Source organism: Azospirillum brasilense (assembly GCF_008365405.1).
In the GTDB taxonomy this organism is placed as follows: domain Bacteria; phylum Pseudomonadota; class Alphaproteobacteria; order Azospirillales; family Azospirillaceae; genus Azospirillum; species Azospirillum brasilense_D.
The window spans coordinates 121,995-137,378 of the sequence record NZ_QOKV01000016.1 but is presented as its reverse complement, the minus strand read 5'-3'; the positions used below and the strand labels follow the sequence as shown (position 1 = coordinate 137,378).

Sequence of the window (15,384 nt, the reverse complement as noted above, 5' to 3'; positions counted from 1 at the left end):
CCTTCCTGCTCAGTTCTTGTGCAGGGATAGCCGCGACCATGACCACCACGCTGCCGAAACCCTTCGACACCGCCCTCGCCGAACGCGGCCTGGAGCGCTGGCGCGCCGAGGCGGCGAACGCCGCAGACAACGACGGCGACGAAGGCGCCTTGCGCGCCTGGGCCGAGGCATACGCCGATTCGGCCGAGGGGCGGGCGCTGATCGACGCGGTGTGCGGCAACAGCCCGTATCTCGGCCAGATCCTGACGCGCGAACTGCCCTTCGTCCGCGAGATGGTGACGCAGGGGTACGACGCCGCCTTCGCGGCCCTGCTGCGCCGGCTGGAGGCGGACTGCGCGGAGGAGCGCAACATCGACCGGCTGATGACCGCCCTGCGCGTCGCCAAGCGGCGGGCGGCGCTGCTGATCGCGATCGCCGACATCACCGGCGCGTGGGAGCTGGAGGCCGTCACCGGCGCGCTGTCCGACATCGCCGAAACGTCGGTTCGGATGGCGGCAAACCACCTGCTGCGCCGCGCCGCGGAGGCGGGGACGCTGACGCTGCCGGAACCGCAGCGGCCATGGGTCGGGTCGGGCCTGATCGTGCTTGGCATGGGCAAACTTGGTGCGCGCGAACTCAACTATTCCAGCGATATCGACCTGATCGTCCTGTACGACGATGCCGTCGTTCAAACGCCCCAGCCGGACAACCTCGCCCGCACGTTCATTCGTATCGCGCGCGATCTTGTCCGCATTATGGATGAACGGACCAAGGACGGCTACGTCTTCCGTACAGATCTGCGGCTGCGCCCCGATCCGGGGGCCACGCCGCTGGCGGTGTCGGTCTCGGCGGCCGAAATTTACTACGGCAGCGTCGGGCAGAACTGGGAGCGCGCGGCCATGATCAAGGCCCGCCCCATCGCCGGCGATCCCGAGGCCGGGGCGCATTTCCTGCGTTTCCTCGAACCGTTCGTGTGGCGGCGCCACCTCGACTTCGCGGCCATCCAGGACATCCATTCCATCAAGCGTCAGATCAACGCCCACAAGGGCCATCGTGAAGTGACGGTGAACGGCCACGACATCAAGGTCGGCCGTGGCGGAATCCGCGAGATCGAGTTCTTCGCCCAGACCCAGCAGCTGATCTTCGGCGGGCGCGACATCCGCGTGCGCATCGCCCCCACCCTGCTGGCGAACAAGGCGCTGTGCGCGGTCGGCCGCGTGCCGGAGGCGGCGGTGGAGGAGCTGGAGGAGGCCTACCGCTTCCTGCGCCGGGTCGAGCACCGCATCCAGATGACCGACGACCGCCAGACCCACCAGATCCCGGCGGACGACGAGGGGGTGGCGCATCTCGCGACCTTCCTCGGCTACGGGCGGGTGGAGGACTTCCGCACCGACCTGCTGGCCCAGCTCGGCCGGGTGGAGGACCGCTACGCCGAGTTGTTCGAGGAGGCGCCGTCGCTGTCCGGCCCCGGCAACCTCGTCTTCACCGGCACCGACGACGACCCCGGCACGGTGAAGACGCTGGCCGGCATGGGCTACCGCGACCCCAGCCGGGTCATCGCCGTGGTCTCCACCTGGCACCGCGGGCGCTACCGCTCCACCCGCTCGGGCCGCGCGCGGGAGCTTCTGACCGAGCTGGTGCCGGCCATGCTGAACGAGCTGGCCAAGACCCCTGCCCCGGACGACGCGCTGGTCAAGTTCGACAGCTTCCTGGAACGGCTGCCGGCGGGGGTCGGGCTGTTCTCGCTGTTCATCGCCAACCCCTGGCTGCTCGCCCTGGTCGCGGAGATCATGGGCACGGCGCCGCAGCTGGCCGAGACGCTGTCGCGCAACCCGTCGCTGCTCGACGCCGTGCTGTCGCCCGACTTCTTCGACCCGCTGCCCGACGCGGCGGGGCTGACGCCGGAGTACCAGCGCTTCATCGCCGGGGCGCACAATTTCGAGGACGTGCTGACCCTGTCGCGGCGCTGGACCAACGACCAGCGCTTCCGCGCCGGGGCGCACATCCTGCGCGGCATCACCGACGGCGACCGCTGCGGCCCCTTCCTCGCCGATCTGGCCGACGTGGTGGTGCCGGAGCTGGCCGCCCGCGTGGAGGAGGAGTTCGCCGCCCGCCACGGCCGCATCGCCGGCGGCGCCTGGGTGGTGGTGGCGATGGGCAAGCTGGGCAGCCGGCAGCTCACCATCACCTCCGACATCGACCTGATCGTGGTCTACGAGGTGCCGCCGGGCACCCGCCAGTCGGACGGGGCCAAGCCGCTGGCGCCCAACGAGTATTACATCAAGTTGACGCAACGCCTGACCAACGCCATCACCGCCCCGATGGCCGACGGGCGGCTGTACGAGGTGGACATGCGGCTGCGCCCGTCGGGCAACGCCGGGCCGCTCGCCACCGCGCTGGACGCCTTCACCGCCTATCAGACCAAGGACGCCTGGACGTGGGAACACATGGCCCTGACCCGCGCCCGCGTCATCGGGGGCGACCCGGCTCTGGCCCGCAAGGTCGAGTCGGCGATCCGCGGTGTGCTGACCGGCCCGCGCGACCCGGCCAAGGTGCTGCGGGACGTCGCCGACATGCGCCGCCGCATCGACAAGGAGTTCGGCACCCCCAACCCGTGGAACGTCAAATACGCCCGCGGCGGCCTTATCGACATCGAGTTCACGGCCCAGTATCTCCAGCTCCGCCACGGCCACGCGCATCCGGACATCCTGTCCATCGCCACCAGCCGCGCCCTGCTCAACGCGGCCGCGGCCGGGCTGCTGGCGCCGGAGGTGGCGGAGGAGTTGGTGTCGACGCTGAAGCTGTGGCGCCGCGTGCAGGGCTTCCTGCGGCTGACCACCGAGGGCGTGCTCGATCCCCGGCAGGTCTCGCCCACGCTGCGGGAGGGCCTGTCCCGCGCCGCCTTCCCGGACGAGGAGCCGGCGGTTGACTTCGCCGCGCTCGACAGCAGAATCCGGGACATCGCCGCCCGCGCCCATCGCCATTTCGTGGCGCTGGTCGAGGAGCCGGCGTCAAGGCTGCCTCCCCCAGAGACCAACGAAGAAGCCAAACTCCCATGAGTGACACCCAGACGCCCGCCATCGAGGCCGGCACCCCGGCCCCGGACTTCACCATGCCGACCGACGGCGGCGGCAGCGTCACGCTGTCCGCCCTGCGGGGCAAGCCGGTGATCCTGTACTTCTACCCGAAGGACGACACCTCCGGCTGCACGTCGGAGGCCTGCGGCTTCCGCGACCAGCTTCCGGACTTCAGCGGGCTCGACGCCGTCATCATCGGCGTGTCCAAGGACAGCGTGGCCAGCCACGACAAGTTCAAGGCGAAGTACGAGCTGCCCTTCACGCTGGCCTCCGACAAGGAAACCGGCGTCGCCGAAGCCTACGGCGTCTGGGTCGAGAAGAGCATGTACGGCCGCAAGTACATGGGCTTGGAGCGCGCGACTTTCCTGATCGACAAGGACGGCATCGTCCGCAACGTCTGGCGCAAGGTCAAGGTCACCGGCCATGTGGCGGCGGTGCTGAAGGCGTTGCAGGCGCTGTGATCGTTTCGCGATGCGGTGGGGAGACATCATCCCCCGCCGCTTCAGCGGACGCCGACCCCGGCAAGGCATTCGCGCAGCGCGGCGAGCGGAACGACGTAGTCCCGCTCGATGATGTCATGATGGCTGTCGGGCCGTTCCGGACAGGCGAGATCGAGATAACGCATCCCCCGCTGGGCGGCGAGATTTCCAAAGAAGGGTTGCAGAACGCGGCCACGAAGTTCGATCAGGGTCGCGCCCGCCGGAGCGAACAGGATGTTGGTCAAGGCTGCCCCGTGGCAGCCGACGACCAGCTCCGCCCCGCTGAACAGGGCGATCTGTTCCTCGAACGTGAGGCTTCCCGGATCGACGGCGAGGAAGCCCAGCGGCTCCAGCGCGTCGGCCACCTCGTCCTGGTTCACGGCGAAGCGCTTGGTGGTGTTCTTTCGCAGAACGAACAACCGCTTCGCACCGGATGGCGTCGGCAGGACGTCACGGGCGTGGTTCAGGACCACGCTCCAGATCGCCACCGCTTGCGACCGCAACGGCAGCGGCACGAGGCAATCGGGATAGCTGCTCCAATCACTGCGGCTGACGTGGAGGTCCAGCGCGTCCAGCTTCAGCCCGGTCATGAAAAGGCGCAACGAGGCCGCCTGCCATGGGTTGGGCGTCCCATCCATGACGACCCGCCGCTCCGCACCGTCCGGGGCGAGCATGCCGAAGACCAGACGCGGCAGGTAATCCAGGCACCAATGGAAATAATTGTCGCTGCCGCCCATCGCCAGATACTTGCCGGGCGGCTCGGGCTCGGCGAGCGCCTGGAGAAAGACCGGCGAGGGGGCCTGCCCCACCATCCCGTAGGCCATCTCATGGAACATGCCGAAGTCCCGCCGGAAGCAGCGCAGATCCGGCGTCACCGGGAACATCAGGTGATTGTTCAGAACGCAGCGGTCGAAGACAGCCGCGACCGGGTTGTCATCGCCCCCCCGCAGGATGCGGCCAAGATGCGGGTTGGCCGTCAGATGCCCGACGAGATCGACGCTCTGAATTGTGCCGTCCATGAGGCCCCCATGCCGGTGTCCATACAAGCCCCCCGGACTTATGCCGCCCGGCGCAGGATTTCCTCGGCCAACGCCTGCATCTCCGCCGCCGCCTGGGTCTTGCGCGCCGCTTCGGTCACCGACAGGCCGGACAGCAGGGTCCCGGCGTAGGCGGTGCGGTTGCCGATCTGCGAGTCCGCGAGGTCCACAGCCGGCGGGTTCACGAGTTCGCGCACCCGCGCGATCAGCTCGTCGGCGATGCGGGCGCGCGGCGGCACGCGGTTCAGCACCAGCAGCAGCCGGCGCTTCTCCTGCGCGGCGAGGTCCAGCGTCGGCTGCACCGCCCACAGGTCCATCGGGCTGGGCTGCACCGGGGCGATGACGAGGCTGGCGGCGCGCACGGCGATGCGCGCCTCCGTCTGGGCATGGGGCGGGCTGTCGATCAGCACGATGTCGTGGTCGCGGGCCAGCTTCTCCACCTCGGTCTGGGTGCGCCAGCCGGTGATCTGGACATGGGTGAAGCCGGGCTGCCCGCCCGTGGCTCCGGCCCGCACCTCGTGCCAGCGGGTCAGGCTGCCCTGCGGGTCGATGTCCACCGTGGCGACCGACCGGCCAAGCTGCATCCAGGCAATGGCGAGGTGAGCCACCAGGGTGGTCTTGCCGGCCCCGCCCTTCTGCTGAGCCACGGTGAAGACCTTGCCCGCCATGCCCACACCCATCATTTGGTTGTTTATCGCGCACACCCGTCATAAGGCTTGGACAGAGCCGGCGCAACCGCGCGAATTGACTTCATCCTCCCACGCTTTACAAATCGCCCCGTGACCGACAAGCATCCCGACATCATCCCCGCCACGCCCGCCGGCCTCGCCCGCGCCGGCGAGGCCCTGCGCAACGGCGAACTGGTCGCCTTCCCGACCGAGACCGTCTACGGCCTCGGCGGGGACGCCACCGACGACCGGGCCGTGGCCGCGATCTTCGCCGCCAAGGGCCGTCCGCAGTTCAACCCGCTGATCGCCCATGTGCCGGACCTGGAGTCGGCCGAGGCCATCGCCGTGCTCGACGAGCGCGCGGTGGAGCTGGCCCACCAGTTCTGGCCCGGCCCGCTGACGCTGGTCCTGCCCCGCCGCCCGGAGGCCGGGCTGTCGCTTCTGGTGTCCGCCGGACTGGACAGCGTGGCGGTGCGCGTGCCCGGCCATCCGGTGGCACAGGCGGTTCTGAAGGCCGCCGGCAAGCCGATCGCCGCGCCCAGCGCCAACCGCTCCGGCGCGGTCAGCCCGACCGCCCCCCACCACGTCATCGAAAGCCTGGGCGACCGGGTGAGCATGGTGGTGGCCGGGGGCAAGTGCCAGGTCGGGGTGGAATCCACCGTGCTCGACCTGACCGGCGAGACGCCCGTGCTGCTGCGCCCCGGCGCGGTGCTGCGCGAGGAGATCGAGCGGCTGATCGGTCCCATCCAGGTTTCCGCCGGCAACCCGGACGCCCCGAAGTCGCCCGGCCAGCTGGAAAGCCATTACGCCCCCAACGCCCCGGTGCGGCTGAACGCCACCAGCGCCGAGGACGACGAGGCGTTCCTGACCTTCGGCCCCGACCGCTTCATCCGCGGCGGCAAGGCCCGCCTGAACCTGAGCCTCCAGGGCGACCTGAACGAAGCGGCGGCGAACCTGTTCGCCCATCTCCGCGCGCTGGATCAGGAGAGAACCCGTGCCATCGCGGTGATGCCGATCCCCGACGAGGGGCTGGGGGTGGCCATCAACGACCGGCTGCGGCGGGCCGCCGCCCCGCGGGGATGATGGAGCGGGGGGTGGAATCCCGATGCGCAAGGCGGTAGAAGTTTTGCGGTTTGCCCCCACCCTCCCGCTGCGCGGGTCCCTCCCTCCCCCGCTGTGCGGGAGAGGGCCGATTTGCAAAGACGGCGGCAGTCCCCTCTCCCGCGCAGCGGGGGAGGGTTAGGGAGGGGGCACCGCGCTTCACCAGCCTCGGACGCTCCGCCCATGACCTCCGCCAGCCCTGCCGCCAGCCTCGCCGCCGCCCTCGACCAGATCCGCGCCATCGTCGGCCCGAACGGCCTTCTCACCGCGCCGGAGGACATGGCCCCCTACCTGTCGGAATGGCGCGGGCGCTTCAAGGGCAACAGCCCGGCGGTGGTCCGCCCGGCCAGCACCGAGGAGGTCGCGGCGGTCGTGAAGATCTGCGCCGAGGCCGGCATCCCGGTCGTCCCGCAGGGCGGCAACACCAGCCTCGTCGGCGGCTCCATCCCCTACGAAGAAGGGCGCGAGATCGTCATCAGCCTGTCGCGGATGAACAAGATCCGCGGCATCGACACGCTGAACTACACCATGACGGTGGAGGCCGGCGTCGTGCTGAAGACCGCGCAGGAGGCCGCGAAGGACAAGGACCGCCTGCTGCCGATGAGCCTGGGGGCGGAGGGCACCTGCCAGATCGGCGGGCTGATCTCCACCAACGCCGGCGGCATCAACGTGCTGCGCTACGGCAACATGCGCGATCTCGTGCTGGGTCTCGAGGTCGTGCTGGCCGACGGACGGATCTGGAACGGCCTGCGGTCCTTGCGCAAGAACAACACCGGCTACGACCTGAAGCACCTGTTCATCGGGGCGGAGGGCACGCTGGGCATCGTCACCGCCGCGGTGCTCAAGCTCTACCCGCGCCCGCGCCAGGCGGTGACGGCCTTCATCGCCGTGCCCAGCCCCGCCGCCGCCATCGAACTGCTGGCCCGCCTGCGCGAGGCGTCGGGCGACGCCGTGGCCGCCTTCGAGCTGATGTCGCGCCGCTGCCTGGAGTTCGCGCTGAAGCACGTCGCCGGCACCATCGACCCGCTGGCGGAGCCGTCGCCCTGGTACGTGCTGACCGAGCTGACCGCCGGCACCCAGTCCGACGCCTTCCGCGAGACGGTCGAGGCGGCGCTGGGCGAAGCTTTCGAGGCGGAACTGGCCACCGACGCCACCATCGCCCAGTCGGAAACCCAGGCCAACCAGCTCTGGTTCATCCGCGAGGCCATCGTGGAGGCGCAGAAGTTCGAGGGCGGCTCGATCAAGAACGACGTGTCGGTCCCGGTGTCGCGCGTCGCCGAGTTCATCGAGCGCGCCGAGGCCGCCGTGGCCGCGGCCTGCCCCGGCATCCGCCCGACCCCCTTCGGCCACGTCGGCGACGGCAACATCCACTTCAACCTCAGCCAGCCGGAGGGCGCCGACACCGCGGCCTATCTCGCCCGCTGGGACGAGATCTGCCACGTGGTGAACGAGGTCATCTTCGACCTGGACGGCTCCATTTCCGCCGAGCATGGCGTGGGCCGCTTCAAGAAGGACGAGATGCCGGTCATCAAGAGCCCGGTCGAGTTCGACCTGCTGCGCGCCATGAAGGCGGCGCTCGACCCCAAGGGCCTGCTGAACCCCGGCAAGATGCTGCCGTAAGGAGCGCTGCCCTAAAGAGATGCTCTGCCCGCCCCGTGCGACCTTTCGCGGTTCCGGCCTGTTCGTAGGAGTCGGTCGAAACCGCGGAACGGAGGCGGCGATGCTTCTCGCGATGTCGGCGTGGATGCGCCTGATGCTTGGCGAGGCCGAAACGGCACCGGTGGACGGCACGTCCACCAGATGCGCCCTGCCGCCGGAGCGAGAGCGCATCCGGCAGGCGGTGCATGAGGCCGTGACCGCCCATCCGCTTCACCGCGATCTGGTCCACACCCATCGGTTGGGCGGCTGCCAGTATTACGCCTTCGCCGGGGCGATGCTGCTGGAGGCTCTGGGCCACGGGGAAACGGAGGTCGCGCTGGGCCGCGTGGCGTTCCGCAACTCCGAGGCCCACGGCCGGGCGCGCTGGCTCGGCTACCCGGCGGCGCCCGCCGACGTTCGTCCCCCCGACCCGGCGCAACGGCGGCAGGAGGCGGAAGCCTTCCCCTTCCACGCCTGGATTCGCCTGACCGGCCCCTCCGGGCGGCGGGTCCTGATCGATTTCGACCTGACCAATGTGCTGCGGGAGGTGCGGCTGCGCGAACCGCGCCATGCGGCGGGCTTGAGCCATCGGCCGCCGGCCTTCTGGGGAAGCGCCGCAGCGGCGCAGCGGGCGGGGTTGCGGTTCGAGCCTCACCGCCGACTGACCGCCGACGCGCTGCTGCCCGGCGACCGCCGCGTGTTCGCAGCCATCGCGGCGGAGGCCCGCGACCGCCTCAAGGACGAATAGCCCGACGTTCAGCCGATCAGGCCGCCGCTGCCGTCGTTTCCGCAGCCCCAGCCGCAGTCCCAGCCGTCGTCCCCTGGCCGACCACCTTGGACAGGCCCAGCCCGAGGCCAAGCCCGGTGTGCTCGTTCTGATCCGTGCGGACCGGCTGGTCGCGCATGCGGCGGTTGTCCTTGTCCTCGCCGTCCGGGCGGCGGCCGCGGGCGGGCCTGCCGGAGATGCTGTCGACCTCGTCCGGCGTCTCCAGCGCGTTCAGCGCCAGCACGTGGTAGATCGACAGCGGCGTGCCGTTCAGCGCCTTCTGCGGCATGCTGGGCACCTGGGTCGTGAAGCCGTCCGGCATGTCCTGCCGGCGCACCCGGTCGATGGCGGTCTGGGCCGGGGCGAAGTCGGCGTTGGGCGACTCCGCGAACTTCGTCGCGAAGCGGTCGTAGATGTCCTTCAGCGACTTGGCCCGGCCGGTGTCCTTGTCGAAGAACACCGCCTTGTTGGCCGAGGCGGCGTCGGGGAACAGCTCCTTGGCGGCGCGGTTGGGGTTGTCCTGCATGGCGTTCAGGAACTTCGACGCCCCGCCCGCCCCGAGGAAATGCGCCATGTAGAGTTCGGTGGACCCGACCTTCCCTTTGACCGTGTCCTCCAGATACTCCTTGTTGTCGCGGGTGTATTCCGCGGCCATCAGGGCCGAGGCGTTGGGGTCCTTGCGCAGGTCCAGGATCTCGCGCTTCAGGTCGGGATCGGTGACGTAGGGGCGCCCGTCGCCGCGCGTCTGGATCGCGTTGGCGTATTTGGCGTAGCCGTGGTCCGCCCCATGGTCGCGCATCGTCGCCAGCCACGTGCTGTCGATGAACTGGTAGAGCCCGGTCGCCGAGGAGGAGGAGGACTTCACGTCCGTCCGATACCCGCTCTCCACGGCAGCTTTTTCCATGAGGTAGGAAAAATCGACCCCGGTCTTGGCGCTGGCGTTGCGGACCGCCGCCTCGACATTCTCCGGCCCGCGGGTGGTCTTCGCGGCCTGGACGGCGGATTCGGCCTGACGGGCAAGGGCGGAGGCGATGGTCATGGGAGGAACCCCTGTGAGCGGTGCTGCCTCACTCTTGCAACCGCGATGCCAAGTCCGGCCCCCCCTCCTGCGTCGCAGCCGCGCTGTTCGCACCGCAACCCAGATGCCAATATTCCTGTCCGACGGTGAGGCTCGCCATGCACCATTCGGTACGGTATGGTGACGCGCACGTAAACCGCCCAAGGCGTGTTCACGCGCAATCGGGCACGCAGAAACGCACGCACAATCGGGTCACGGGAGGCCGCTCCATCCATGATTCCCTACACCGCTCCGGTCGATGACCTCCGCTTTGTCCTCAACGAGGTGGTCGGCCTCGAAACGGTCGCCGCGCTTCCGAACTGCGATTCGGCGGCCCCCGATCTGGTGGACGCCGTGCTGGAGGAAGCCGGCAAGTTCGCCTCCGGCGTGCTCGCCCCGCTGAACCGGGTCGGCGACAAGGAAGGCTCGGTGCTGGAGAACGGCGTGGTCCGCACGCCGACCGGCTGGAAGGACGCCTACAGCCAGTTCACCGAGAGCGGCTGGAACAGCCTTCCCTTCGAGCCGGAGTACGGCGGGCAGGGCCTGCCCTGGACCGTGGCCTTCGCGGTGAACGAGATGTGGCAGGCGTCCAACCTGTCCTTCGGCCTGTGCCCCCTGCTGACCCAGGGCGCCGTCGATCTGCTGACCGAGCACGCCAGCGCCGAGCAGAAGGCGCTCTATCTGCCGAAGATGATCGCCGGCACGTGGAACGGCACCATGAACCTGACGGAGCCGCAGGCCGGCTCCGACCTCGCCGCCGTGCGCACCCGCGCGGTGCGGGCCGAGGACGGGACCTACCGCATCACCGGCCAGAAGATCTTCATCACCTACGGCGAGCATGATCTGACGGAGAACATCGTCCATCTGGTGCTGGCCCGCCTGCCCGACGCGCCTCCGGGCATCAAGGGCATCAGCCTGTTCATCGTGCCGAAGTTCCTGCCCAACGCGGACGGCACGCCGGGCGCGCGCAACGACCTGCGCTGCGCCAGCCTGGAGCACAAGCTGGGCATCATGGCCAGCCCCACCGCGGTCATGGCCTTCGGCGACGACGGCGGCGCCATCGGCTTCCTGGTCGGCCAGGAGAACCGCGGCATCGAATACATGTTCACCATGATGAACAACGCCCGCCTCGGCGTCGGCATCCAGGGCGTGGCGATCGCCGAGCGCGCCTACCAGCAGGCCCGCGACTACGCCAAGGGCCGCGTGCAGAGCAAGGATCTGGCCGACCCGAAGGGCTCCGGCGTCGCCATCATCCGCCACCCGGACGTGCGCCGGATGCTGCTGGACATGCGCGCCAAGACGGAGGCCGCCCGCGCGCTGGCGCTCTACGCCGGCACCCAGCTCGACGTGTCCCGCCACCACGAGGATCCCGCGGTGCGCGCCGCCGCGACCGCCCGCGTCGACATCCTGACCCCCATCGTGAAGGCGTGGAGCACCGACATCGGCTGCGACGTCGCCTCCACCGGCGTGCAGATCCACGGCGGCATGGGCTTCATCGAGGAGACCGGCGCCGCACAGCATTACCGCGATGCCCGCATCACCCCGATCTACGAGGGCACCAACGGCATCCACGCCAACGACCTGACCTTCCGCAAGACCGGCCGCGACGGCGGCGAGTCGGCCCGGACCTTCATCGCGGAGATGCGCGCCACGGTGGCGGAGTTGGAGAGCATCCCCGGCGACGACATGGAGGCGATCCGGACCAACCTGTCCGCCGGTCTGGACGCGCTGGAGCAGGCGGTGGCCTGGGTGGTCAAGACCCAAGCCGACGGCGACCTGCGCGCCGCGGCGGCGGGGGCCGTGAACTACCTGAAGCTGTGGGGCACGGTGGCCGGCGGCTGGATGCTCGCCCGCTCCGCCGCCAAGGCGCTGGAGGGGCTGCGCCAGCCCGGCGCCAACGCGCCCTTCCTGGAGGCCAAGCTGGTCACCACCCGCTTCTACGCCGAGCAGATCCTGACCCAGGGGCCGGGCCTGCTGCTGCCCATCCTGACCGCCCACCGCACGGTCATGGCGCTGAGCGAGGATCAGTTCTGAACGGGGCCATGCCCCACCATCGTGGCGGTTTGGTCACAGTCAGTTGAAACGCGGCCGGCGCCCCACGCCGGCCGCAACCTTTGCGGTTGGTCCGCGTTCCCCGTTCGATCGAGACGTCTCAAGGGGAAACGCCGCATGCGCACCGCCGCCCTTCTCGCCTTCGCCCTCGCCGTTGCCGGAGCCTCCGCCGCGACCGCCCAGACCTTGAATGGTCCGGCCGAGTCCCCCTTCCATGTCGGCGCGCAGGCCAGCACGCTCGGCCTGGGGCTGGAGGCCGGCTATCGGGTGAATCCGATGTTCGGGCTGCGCCTGGGCGGCAACATGTTCACCTTCAGCACCGACCGCGGCATTTCCGGCGTCGATTATGACCTGGATGTGAAGCTGCGCTCTTTCGGGGCGGTGCTGGACCTCTATCCCGTCGCCGGAACCGGCTTCCGCATCAGCGGCGGCGCACGGATCAACTACAACAAGGCCGACCTGACCGGCACCCTGTCCGGCCCGCGCAGCTTCGGCGGGGTGGTGGTCACGCCGCAGCAGGCCGGGGAACTGACCGGCAAGGCGACCTTCGACCGCGTCGCCCCTTATGCCGGCATCGGCTACAATGGCACGGTGTTCAGCCCGAACTTCAGCGTCGGCGTGGATCTCGGCGTGCTGTTCCAGGGCAAGCCGCGGGTCAGCCTGAGCGCCCCCGGCGCGGCGACCACGCCGGCCATCGCCGCCGTTCTGGAGGACCAGCGCCGCGAGGTCGAGGATTCGATCCGCGCCGCCCGCTTCTGGCCGGTGGTCGCCATCACCGCCTCCTACCGCTTTTGATGGAGGGCCGCTTTTGAGGAAGGACCCGCTTTCGGGGGAAGGCGGGCACCAAACGCCTCCGTGAACCGTTACGCCTCCATGGATCAACTGTGGAGACCAGTTCATGGCTCGTCGTAACGGGATTCGCACCGCCGTCCTTGCCCTGCCGCTCCTGGCCCTGCCGCTGCTTGCCGCCTGCGACGACCAGCAGTCGGCGGAGAGGACCGGCCAGGAGATCGGGCGCGCGGTGGACCAGACCGCGGAGCGCGTGGGCGAGGCCGCCAAGGGCATCGGCGCCGAGGCCGGCCGCATGATGCAGGACGCCGGCGCGGCCATCCAGCAGAAGGCCCGCGACGCCAAGGACGACGTCAACCGCGAGACCGCTCCCGAGAAGCCCTGAGGGAAGCTCTGAGGCGCCCTTACGCCTCAACCGGCCCGCGCAGCGTCCGCCACAGGCAGATCGCGGCGTAATAGGCGCTGCTGGCCAGCCAGACATACCAGACGGCGTCGGGGCGGTCCGGATAGAGGACCACCAGCGCCGCGCTGGAGGCGAGCCACGCTCCGCTGACCAGAAGATTCAGGCGCATCCAGCGGCGCACCCGGAAGGGATGCAGGAACTTGACCGTCGTGAAGGTCAGCAGGCCGAGGACCAGCACCACGGCGGTGTTGATCCACGGGTCGAGCGCCAGAATCCACAGATAGAGCGCGACCACGTTCCAGATCGCCGGAAAGCCGACGAAGTAGTTGTCGCCGCTCTTCATTCCGGTGTTCGAGAAGCAGTAGAGCGAGGTCATCATGATGAAGGCGGCCAGCGCCACGCCGAACCCGTCCGGCAGCAGGCCGAAGCGGTACAGGAAGACCGCCGGAACGACGACGTAGGTCAGATAGTCGATCACGAGGTCGAGCGCCGACCCGTCGATGCCCGGCAGCACCTCCTTCACCGAGGCGCGGCGAGCCAGCGTGCCGTCCACCCCGTCGACGACCAGCGCCAGCCCCAGCCAGCCCAGGCACGCCTTGGCCTCGCCGTTGACCGCGGCGAGCAGCGCCAGCAACCCCAGCACGACGCCGCTGCCGGTGAAGGCGTGCACCCCCCAGGCCGACAGCCGCCGCCCGATCCCGTAACCGCTGTCGCTGTCGTCCTTGAACCCGCTGTCCACTGAGCGCCTCATCGTCCCGTTGGCGCCAACCTAGCCATACGCCGCGAAAAGTCCAAGCGGGTCGGTGTTGGAGATTGTCCCGCACCGCGGGGCACCCCTCTCCCGCCCCGGGAGAGGGTGGCGCCGAAGGCGCCGGGTGAGGGTCCATCCAAGGATCACGCACGAGCCCGTTGCCAGCACCCTCACCCTTCCCACGCTTCGCGTGGGTCCCTTCCCTCTCCCGGGACGGGAGAGGGGACCCGCTCCCTACTCCGCCGCGCGCGCAGGCGCGCCGGACGAGCGGTCCGGACCGGCGAAGGTCGGGCTGTCCCTCAGCGCCTCGGGCTTCGGCCCGCCGGTCGCCCAATCCAGCAACTCGACCGTGTGAACGACCGGCAGCCCGGTGCCGGTGGCGATCTGGGTGATGCAGCCGAGATTGCCGGCGGCGATGGCAGCGGCCTTCGTGCTCTCGATGTTGCGGACCTTGCGGTCGCGCAACTGCATGGCGATCTCCGGCTGGAGCATGTTGTAGGTGCCGGCGGAGCCGCAGCAGATGTGCGCCTCCGGGATCTCCTTCACCTGAAAGCCGGCGCTGCGCAGCAGATGGCGCGGCTGGTCCTTGATGCGCTGGCCGTGCTGCATCGAACAGGCGGAGTGGTAGGCGATGGCCTGCCCGGTCTCGATCACCGGAGCGGTCAGGCCGATCTCCGCCAGGAACTCCGTCACGTCGCGGGCGATGGCCGCCACGCGCAGCGCCTTGGCCGCATACTCCGCGTCCTCGCGGAACTGGAAGGCGTAATTCTTCACCGTGGTGCCGCAGCCCGAGGTGTTGACGATGATGGCGTCCAGCCCCTCCCCGTCCATCTCGGCGATCCAGGCGTCGATGGTCTTCCGCGCCGCGGCGTCGCTGAGGTCGGTCTTGCCCATATGATGGGTCAGGGCGCCGCAACAGTCGGCCCCCTTGGCCACCACCACCTCGACCCCCTGGCGGTTCAGCAGGCGGATGGTCGCCTCGTTGATCTGCGGGGCCAGCACCTGCTGGGCGCAGCCGACCAGCAAAGCGGCGCGCTTGCGGCGCGGTCCCACCGCAGCATGGCTGCCCGGACGGTCGCTGTGGCTCGGTCCCGGCACCGACTTCGGGGCCAGCGCCAGCAGCGCCCCAAGCCGTCCCGGCAGTAGCCCGGCGAAGGGCTTGCCGAACCAGGCGGCGATCAGGGCCAGCCGGAACAGCCGTGGGTTGGGCAGCACGCGGGCCAGCAGGTCGCGGATGGCGCGATCGGCGGGCGGGCGGGCGTGGGTCGCCTCGATATGGGCGCGGGCGTGATCGACCAGATGCATGTAATTGACGCCCGACGGGCAGGTCGTCATGCAGGACAGGCAGGAGAGGCAGCGGTCGATGTGCTTCACCTGATGCTCGGTGGGCGGTCCGCCCTTCTCCAACATGTCCTTGATCTGGTAGATGCGGCCGCGCGGGCTGTCCAACTCGTCGCCCAGCAGGACATAGGTCGGGCAGGTCGCCGTGCAGAAGCCGCAATGGACGCACTTGCGCAGGATCGCCTCGGAATCCCGGTAATCGGCGTTGGCGAGCTGGGTCAGCGTGAAGTTCGTCTGCATGGATGC

The 15,384-nt window shown here is 69.7% G+C and carries 13 protein-coding genes; 8 read left to right on the top strand and 5 right to left on the bottom strand.

Features of this window, described 5'->3' with window-relative positions:
* The first annotated feature begins 38 nt into the window (after positions 1 to 38).
* Complete coding sequence (locus DS837_RS22260) at positions 39 to 3,038, top strand: bifunctional [glutamine synthetase] adenylyltransferase/[glutamine synthetase]-adenylyl-L-tyrosine phosphorylase (protein ID WP_149166746.1); 3,000 nt, start codon at positions 39 to 41, stop codon at positions 3,036 to 3,038.
* Complete coding sequence (bcp, locus tag DS837_RS22255) at positions 3,035 to 3,517, top strand: thioredoxin-dependent thiol peroxidase (RefSeq protein ID WP_145679081.1); 483 nt, start codon at positions 3,035 to 3,037, stop codon at positions 3,515 to 3,517. Before DS837_RS22260 ends, bcp begins: the two co-directional genes overlap by 4 nt.
* A gap of 41 nt (positions 3,518 to 3,558) precedes the next feature.
* Here the strand turns inward: bcp and DS837_RS22250 are convergent, their stop codons facing one another.
* A complete protein-coding gene (locus DS837_RS22250; RefSeq protein WP_149166745.1) occupies positions 3,559 to 4,554 on the bottom strand; it encodes a glycosyltransferase family 61 protein in 996 nt (331 codons plus the stop codon).
* A 38-nt stretch (positions 4,555 to 4,592) separates the two neighbouring features.
* Positions 4,593 to 5,240: a ParA family partition ATPase gene (gene parA / locus DS837_RS22245; RefSeq protein WP_149166744.1), complete on the bottom strand. Its 648-nt coding sequence runs from the start codon at positions 5,238 to 5,240 to the stop codon at positions 4,593 to 4,595.
* A gap of 111 nt (positions 5,241 to 5,351) precedes the next feature.
* Here parA and DS837_RS22240 point away from each other — a divergent pair, with 111 nt between their 5' ends.
* From DS837_RS22240 to DS837_RS22225, 3 genes are all read left to right on the top strand, one after another.
* A complete protein-coding gene (locus tag DS837_RS22240) occupies positions 5,352 to 6,323 on the top strand; it encodes an L-threonylcarbamoyladenylate synthase (protein WP_149166743.1) in 972 nt (323 codons plus the stop codon).
* A gap of 201 nt (positions 6,324 to 6,524) precedes the next feature.
* Positions 6,525 to 7,961, top strand: coding sequence for an FAD-binding oxidoreductase (locus tag DS837_RS22230; protein ID WP_149166741.1), 1,437 nt, complete (start codon positions 6,525 to 6,527; stop codon positions 7,959 to 7,961).
* A 100-nt stretch (positions 7,962 to 8,061) separates the two neighbouring features.
* Positions 8,062 to 8,727 carry a hypothetical protein gene (locus DS837_RS22225; RefSeq protein WP_149166740.1) on the top strand — a complete coding sequence of 222 codons (666 nt, stop codon included), beginning with the start codon at positions 8,062 to 8,064 and terminating at the stop codon, positions 8,725 to 8,727.
* A 16-nt stretch (positions 8,728 to 8,743) separates the two neighbouring features.
* Here the strand turns inward: DS837_RS22225 and DS837_RS22220 are convergent, their stop codons facing one another.
* The gene (locus DS837_RS22220; RefSeq protein WP_149166739.1) at positions 8,744 to 9,784 is read right to left on the bottom strand and encodes a lysozyme family protein; all 1,041 of its coding nucleotides are present in this window, start codon (positions 9,782 to 9,784) and stop codon (positions 8,744 to 8,746) included.
* A gap of 252 nt (positions 9,785 to 10,036) precedes the next feature.
* Here DS837_RS22220 and DS837_RS22215 point away from each other — a divergent pair, with 252 nt between their 5' ends.
* The 3 genes from DS837_RS22215 to DS837_RS22205 all read left to right on the top strand — a co-directional run bounded on the left by DS837_RS22215 (position 10,037) and on the right by DS837_RS22205 (position 13,028).
* Entirely contained in the window at positions 10,037 to 11,836 is a 1,800-nt protein-coding gene (locus DS837_RS22215; protein ID WP_149166738.1) for an acyl-CoA dehydrogenase, read from the top strand.
* Between the two features lie 135 nt (positions 11,837 to 11,971).
* The gene (locus DS837_RS22210; RefSeq protein ID WP_149166737.1) at positions 11,972 to 12,649 is read left to right on the top strand and encodes a hypothetical protein; all 678 of its coding nucleotides are present in this window, start codon (positions 11,972 to 11,974) and stop codon (positions 12,647 to 12,649) included.
* Between the two features lie 103 nt (positions 12,650 to 12,752).
* On the top strand, positions 12,753 to 13,028 hold the full coding sequence (locus tag DS837_RS22205; RefSeq protein ID WP_149166736.1) for a hypothetical protein: 276 nt from the start codon (positions 12,753 to 12,755) through the stop codon (positions 13,026 to 13,028).
* A gap of 19 nt (positions 13,029 to 13,047) precedes the next feature.
* On the opposite strand, the gene pcsA is transcribed toward DS837_RS22205, so the two are convergent.
* Both pcsA and glcF read right to left on the bottom strand, forming a co-directional pair.
* The gene (gene pcsA / locus DS837_RS22200; protein ID WP_149166735.1) at positions 13,048 to 13,785 is read right to left on the bottom strand and encodes a phosphatidylcholine synthase; all 738 of its coding nucleotides are present in this window, start codon (positions 13,783 to 13,785) and stop codon (positions 13,048 to 13,050) included.
* Between the two features lie 246 nt (positions 13,786 to 14,031).
* A complete protein-coding gene (gene glcF, locus DS837_RS22195) occupies positions 14,032 to 15,378 on the bottom strand; it encodes a glycolate oxidase subunit GlcF (RefSeq protein ID WP_149166734.1) in 1,347 nt (448 codons plus the stop codon).
* Positions 15,379 to 15,384 lie beyond the last annotated feature (6 nt).

Coding starts and splice junctions, on each gene's coding strand:
- DS837_RS22225 (WP_149166740.1), top strand. CDS start 8,062: ATGCTTCTCGCGATGTCGGCGTGGATGCGCCTGATGCTTGGCGAGGCC.
- DS837_RS22205 (WP_149166736.1), top strand. CDS start 12,753: ATGGCTCGTCGTAACGGGATTCGCACCGCCGTCCTTGCCCTGCCGCTC.
- DS837_RS22250 (WP_149166745.1), bottom strand. CDS start 4,554: ATGGACGGCACAATTCAGAGCGTCGATCTCGTCGGGCATCTGACGGCC.
- bcp (WP_145679081.1), top strand. CDS start 3,035: ATGAGTGACACCCAGACGCCCGCCATCGAGGCCGGCACCCCGGCCCCG.
- glcF (WP_149166734.1), bottom strand. CDS start 15,378: ATGCAGACGAACTTCACGCTGACCCAGCTCGCCAACGCCGATTACCGG.
- parA (WP_149166744.1), bottom strand. CDS start 5,240: ATGGCGGGCAAGGTCTTCACCGTGGCTCAGCAGAAGGGCGGGGCCGGC.
- DS837_RS22260 (WP_149166746.1), top strand. CDS start 39: ATGACCACCACGCTGCCGAAACCCTTCGACACCGCCCTCGCCGAACGC.
- DS837_RS22220 (WP_149166739.1), bottom strand. CDS start 9,784: ATGACCATCGCCTCCGCCCTTGCCCGTCAGGCCGAATCCGCCGTCCAG.
- DS837_RS22230 (WP_149166741.1), top strand. CDS start 6,525: ATGACCTCCGCCAGCCCTGCCGCCAGCCTCGCCGCCGCCCTCGACCAG.
- DS837_RS22210 (WP_149166737.1), top strand. CDS start 11,972: ATGCGCACCGCCGCCCTTCTCGCCTTCGCCCTCGCCGTTGCCGGAGCC.
- DS837_RS22215 (WP_149166738.1), top strand. CDS start 10,037: ATGATTCCCTACACCGCTCCGGTCGATGACCTCCGCTTTGTCCTCAAC.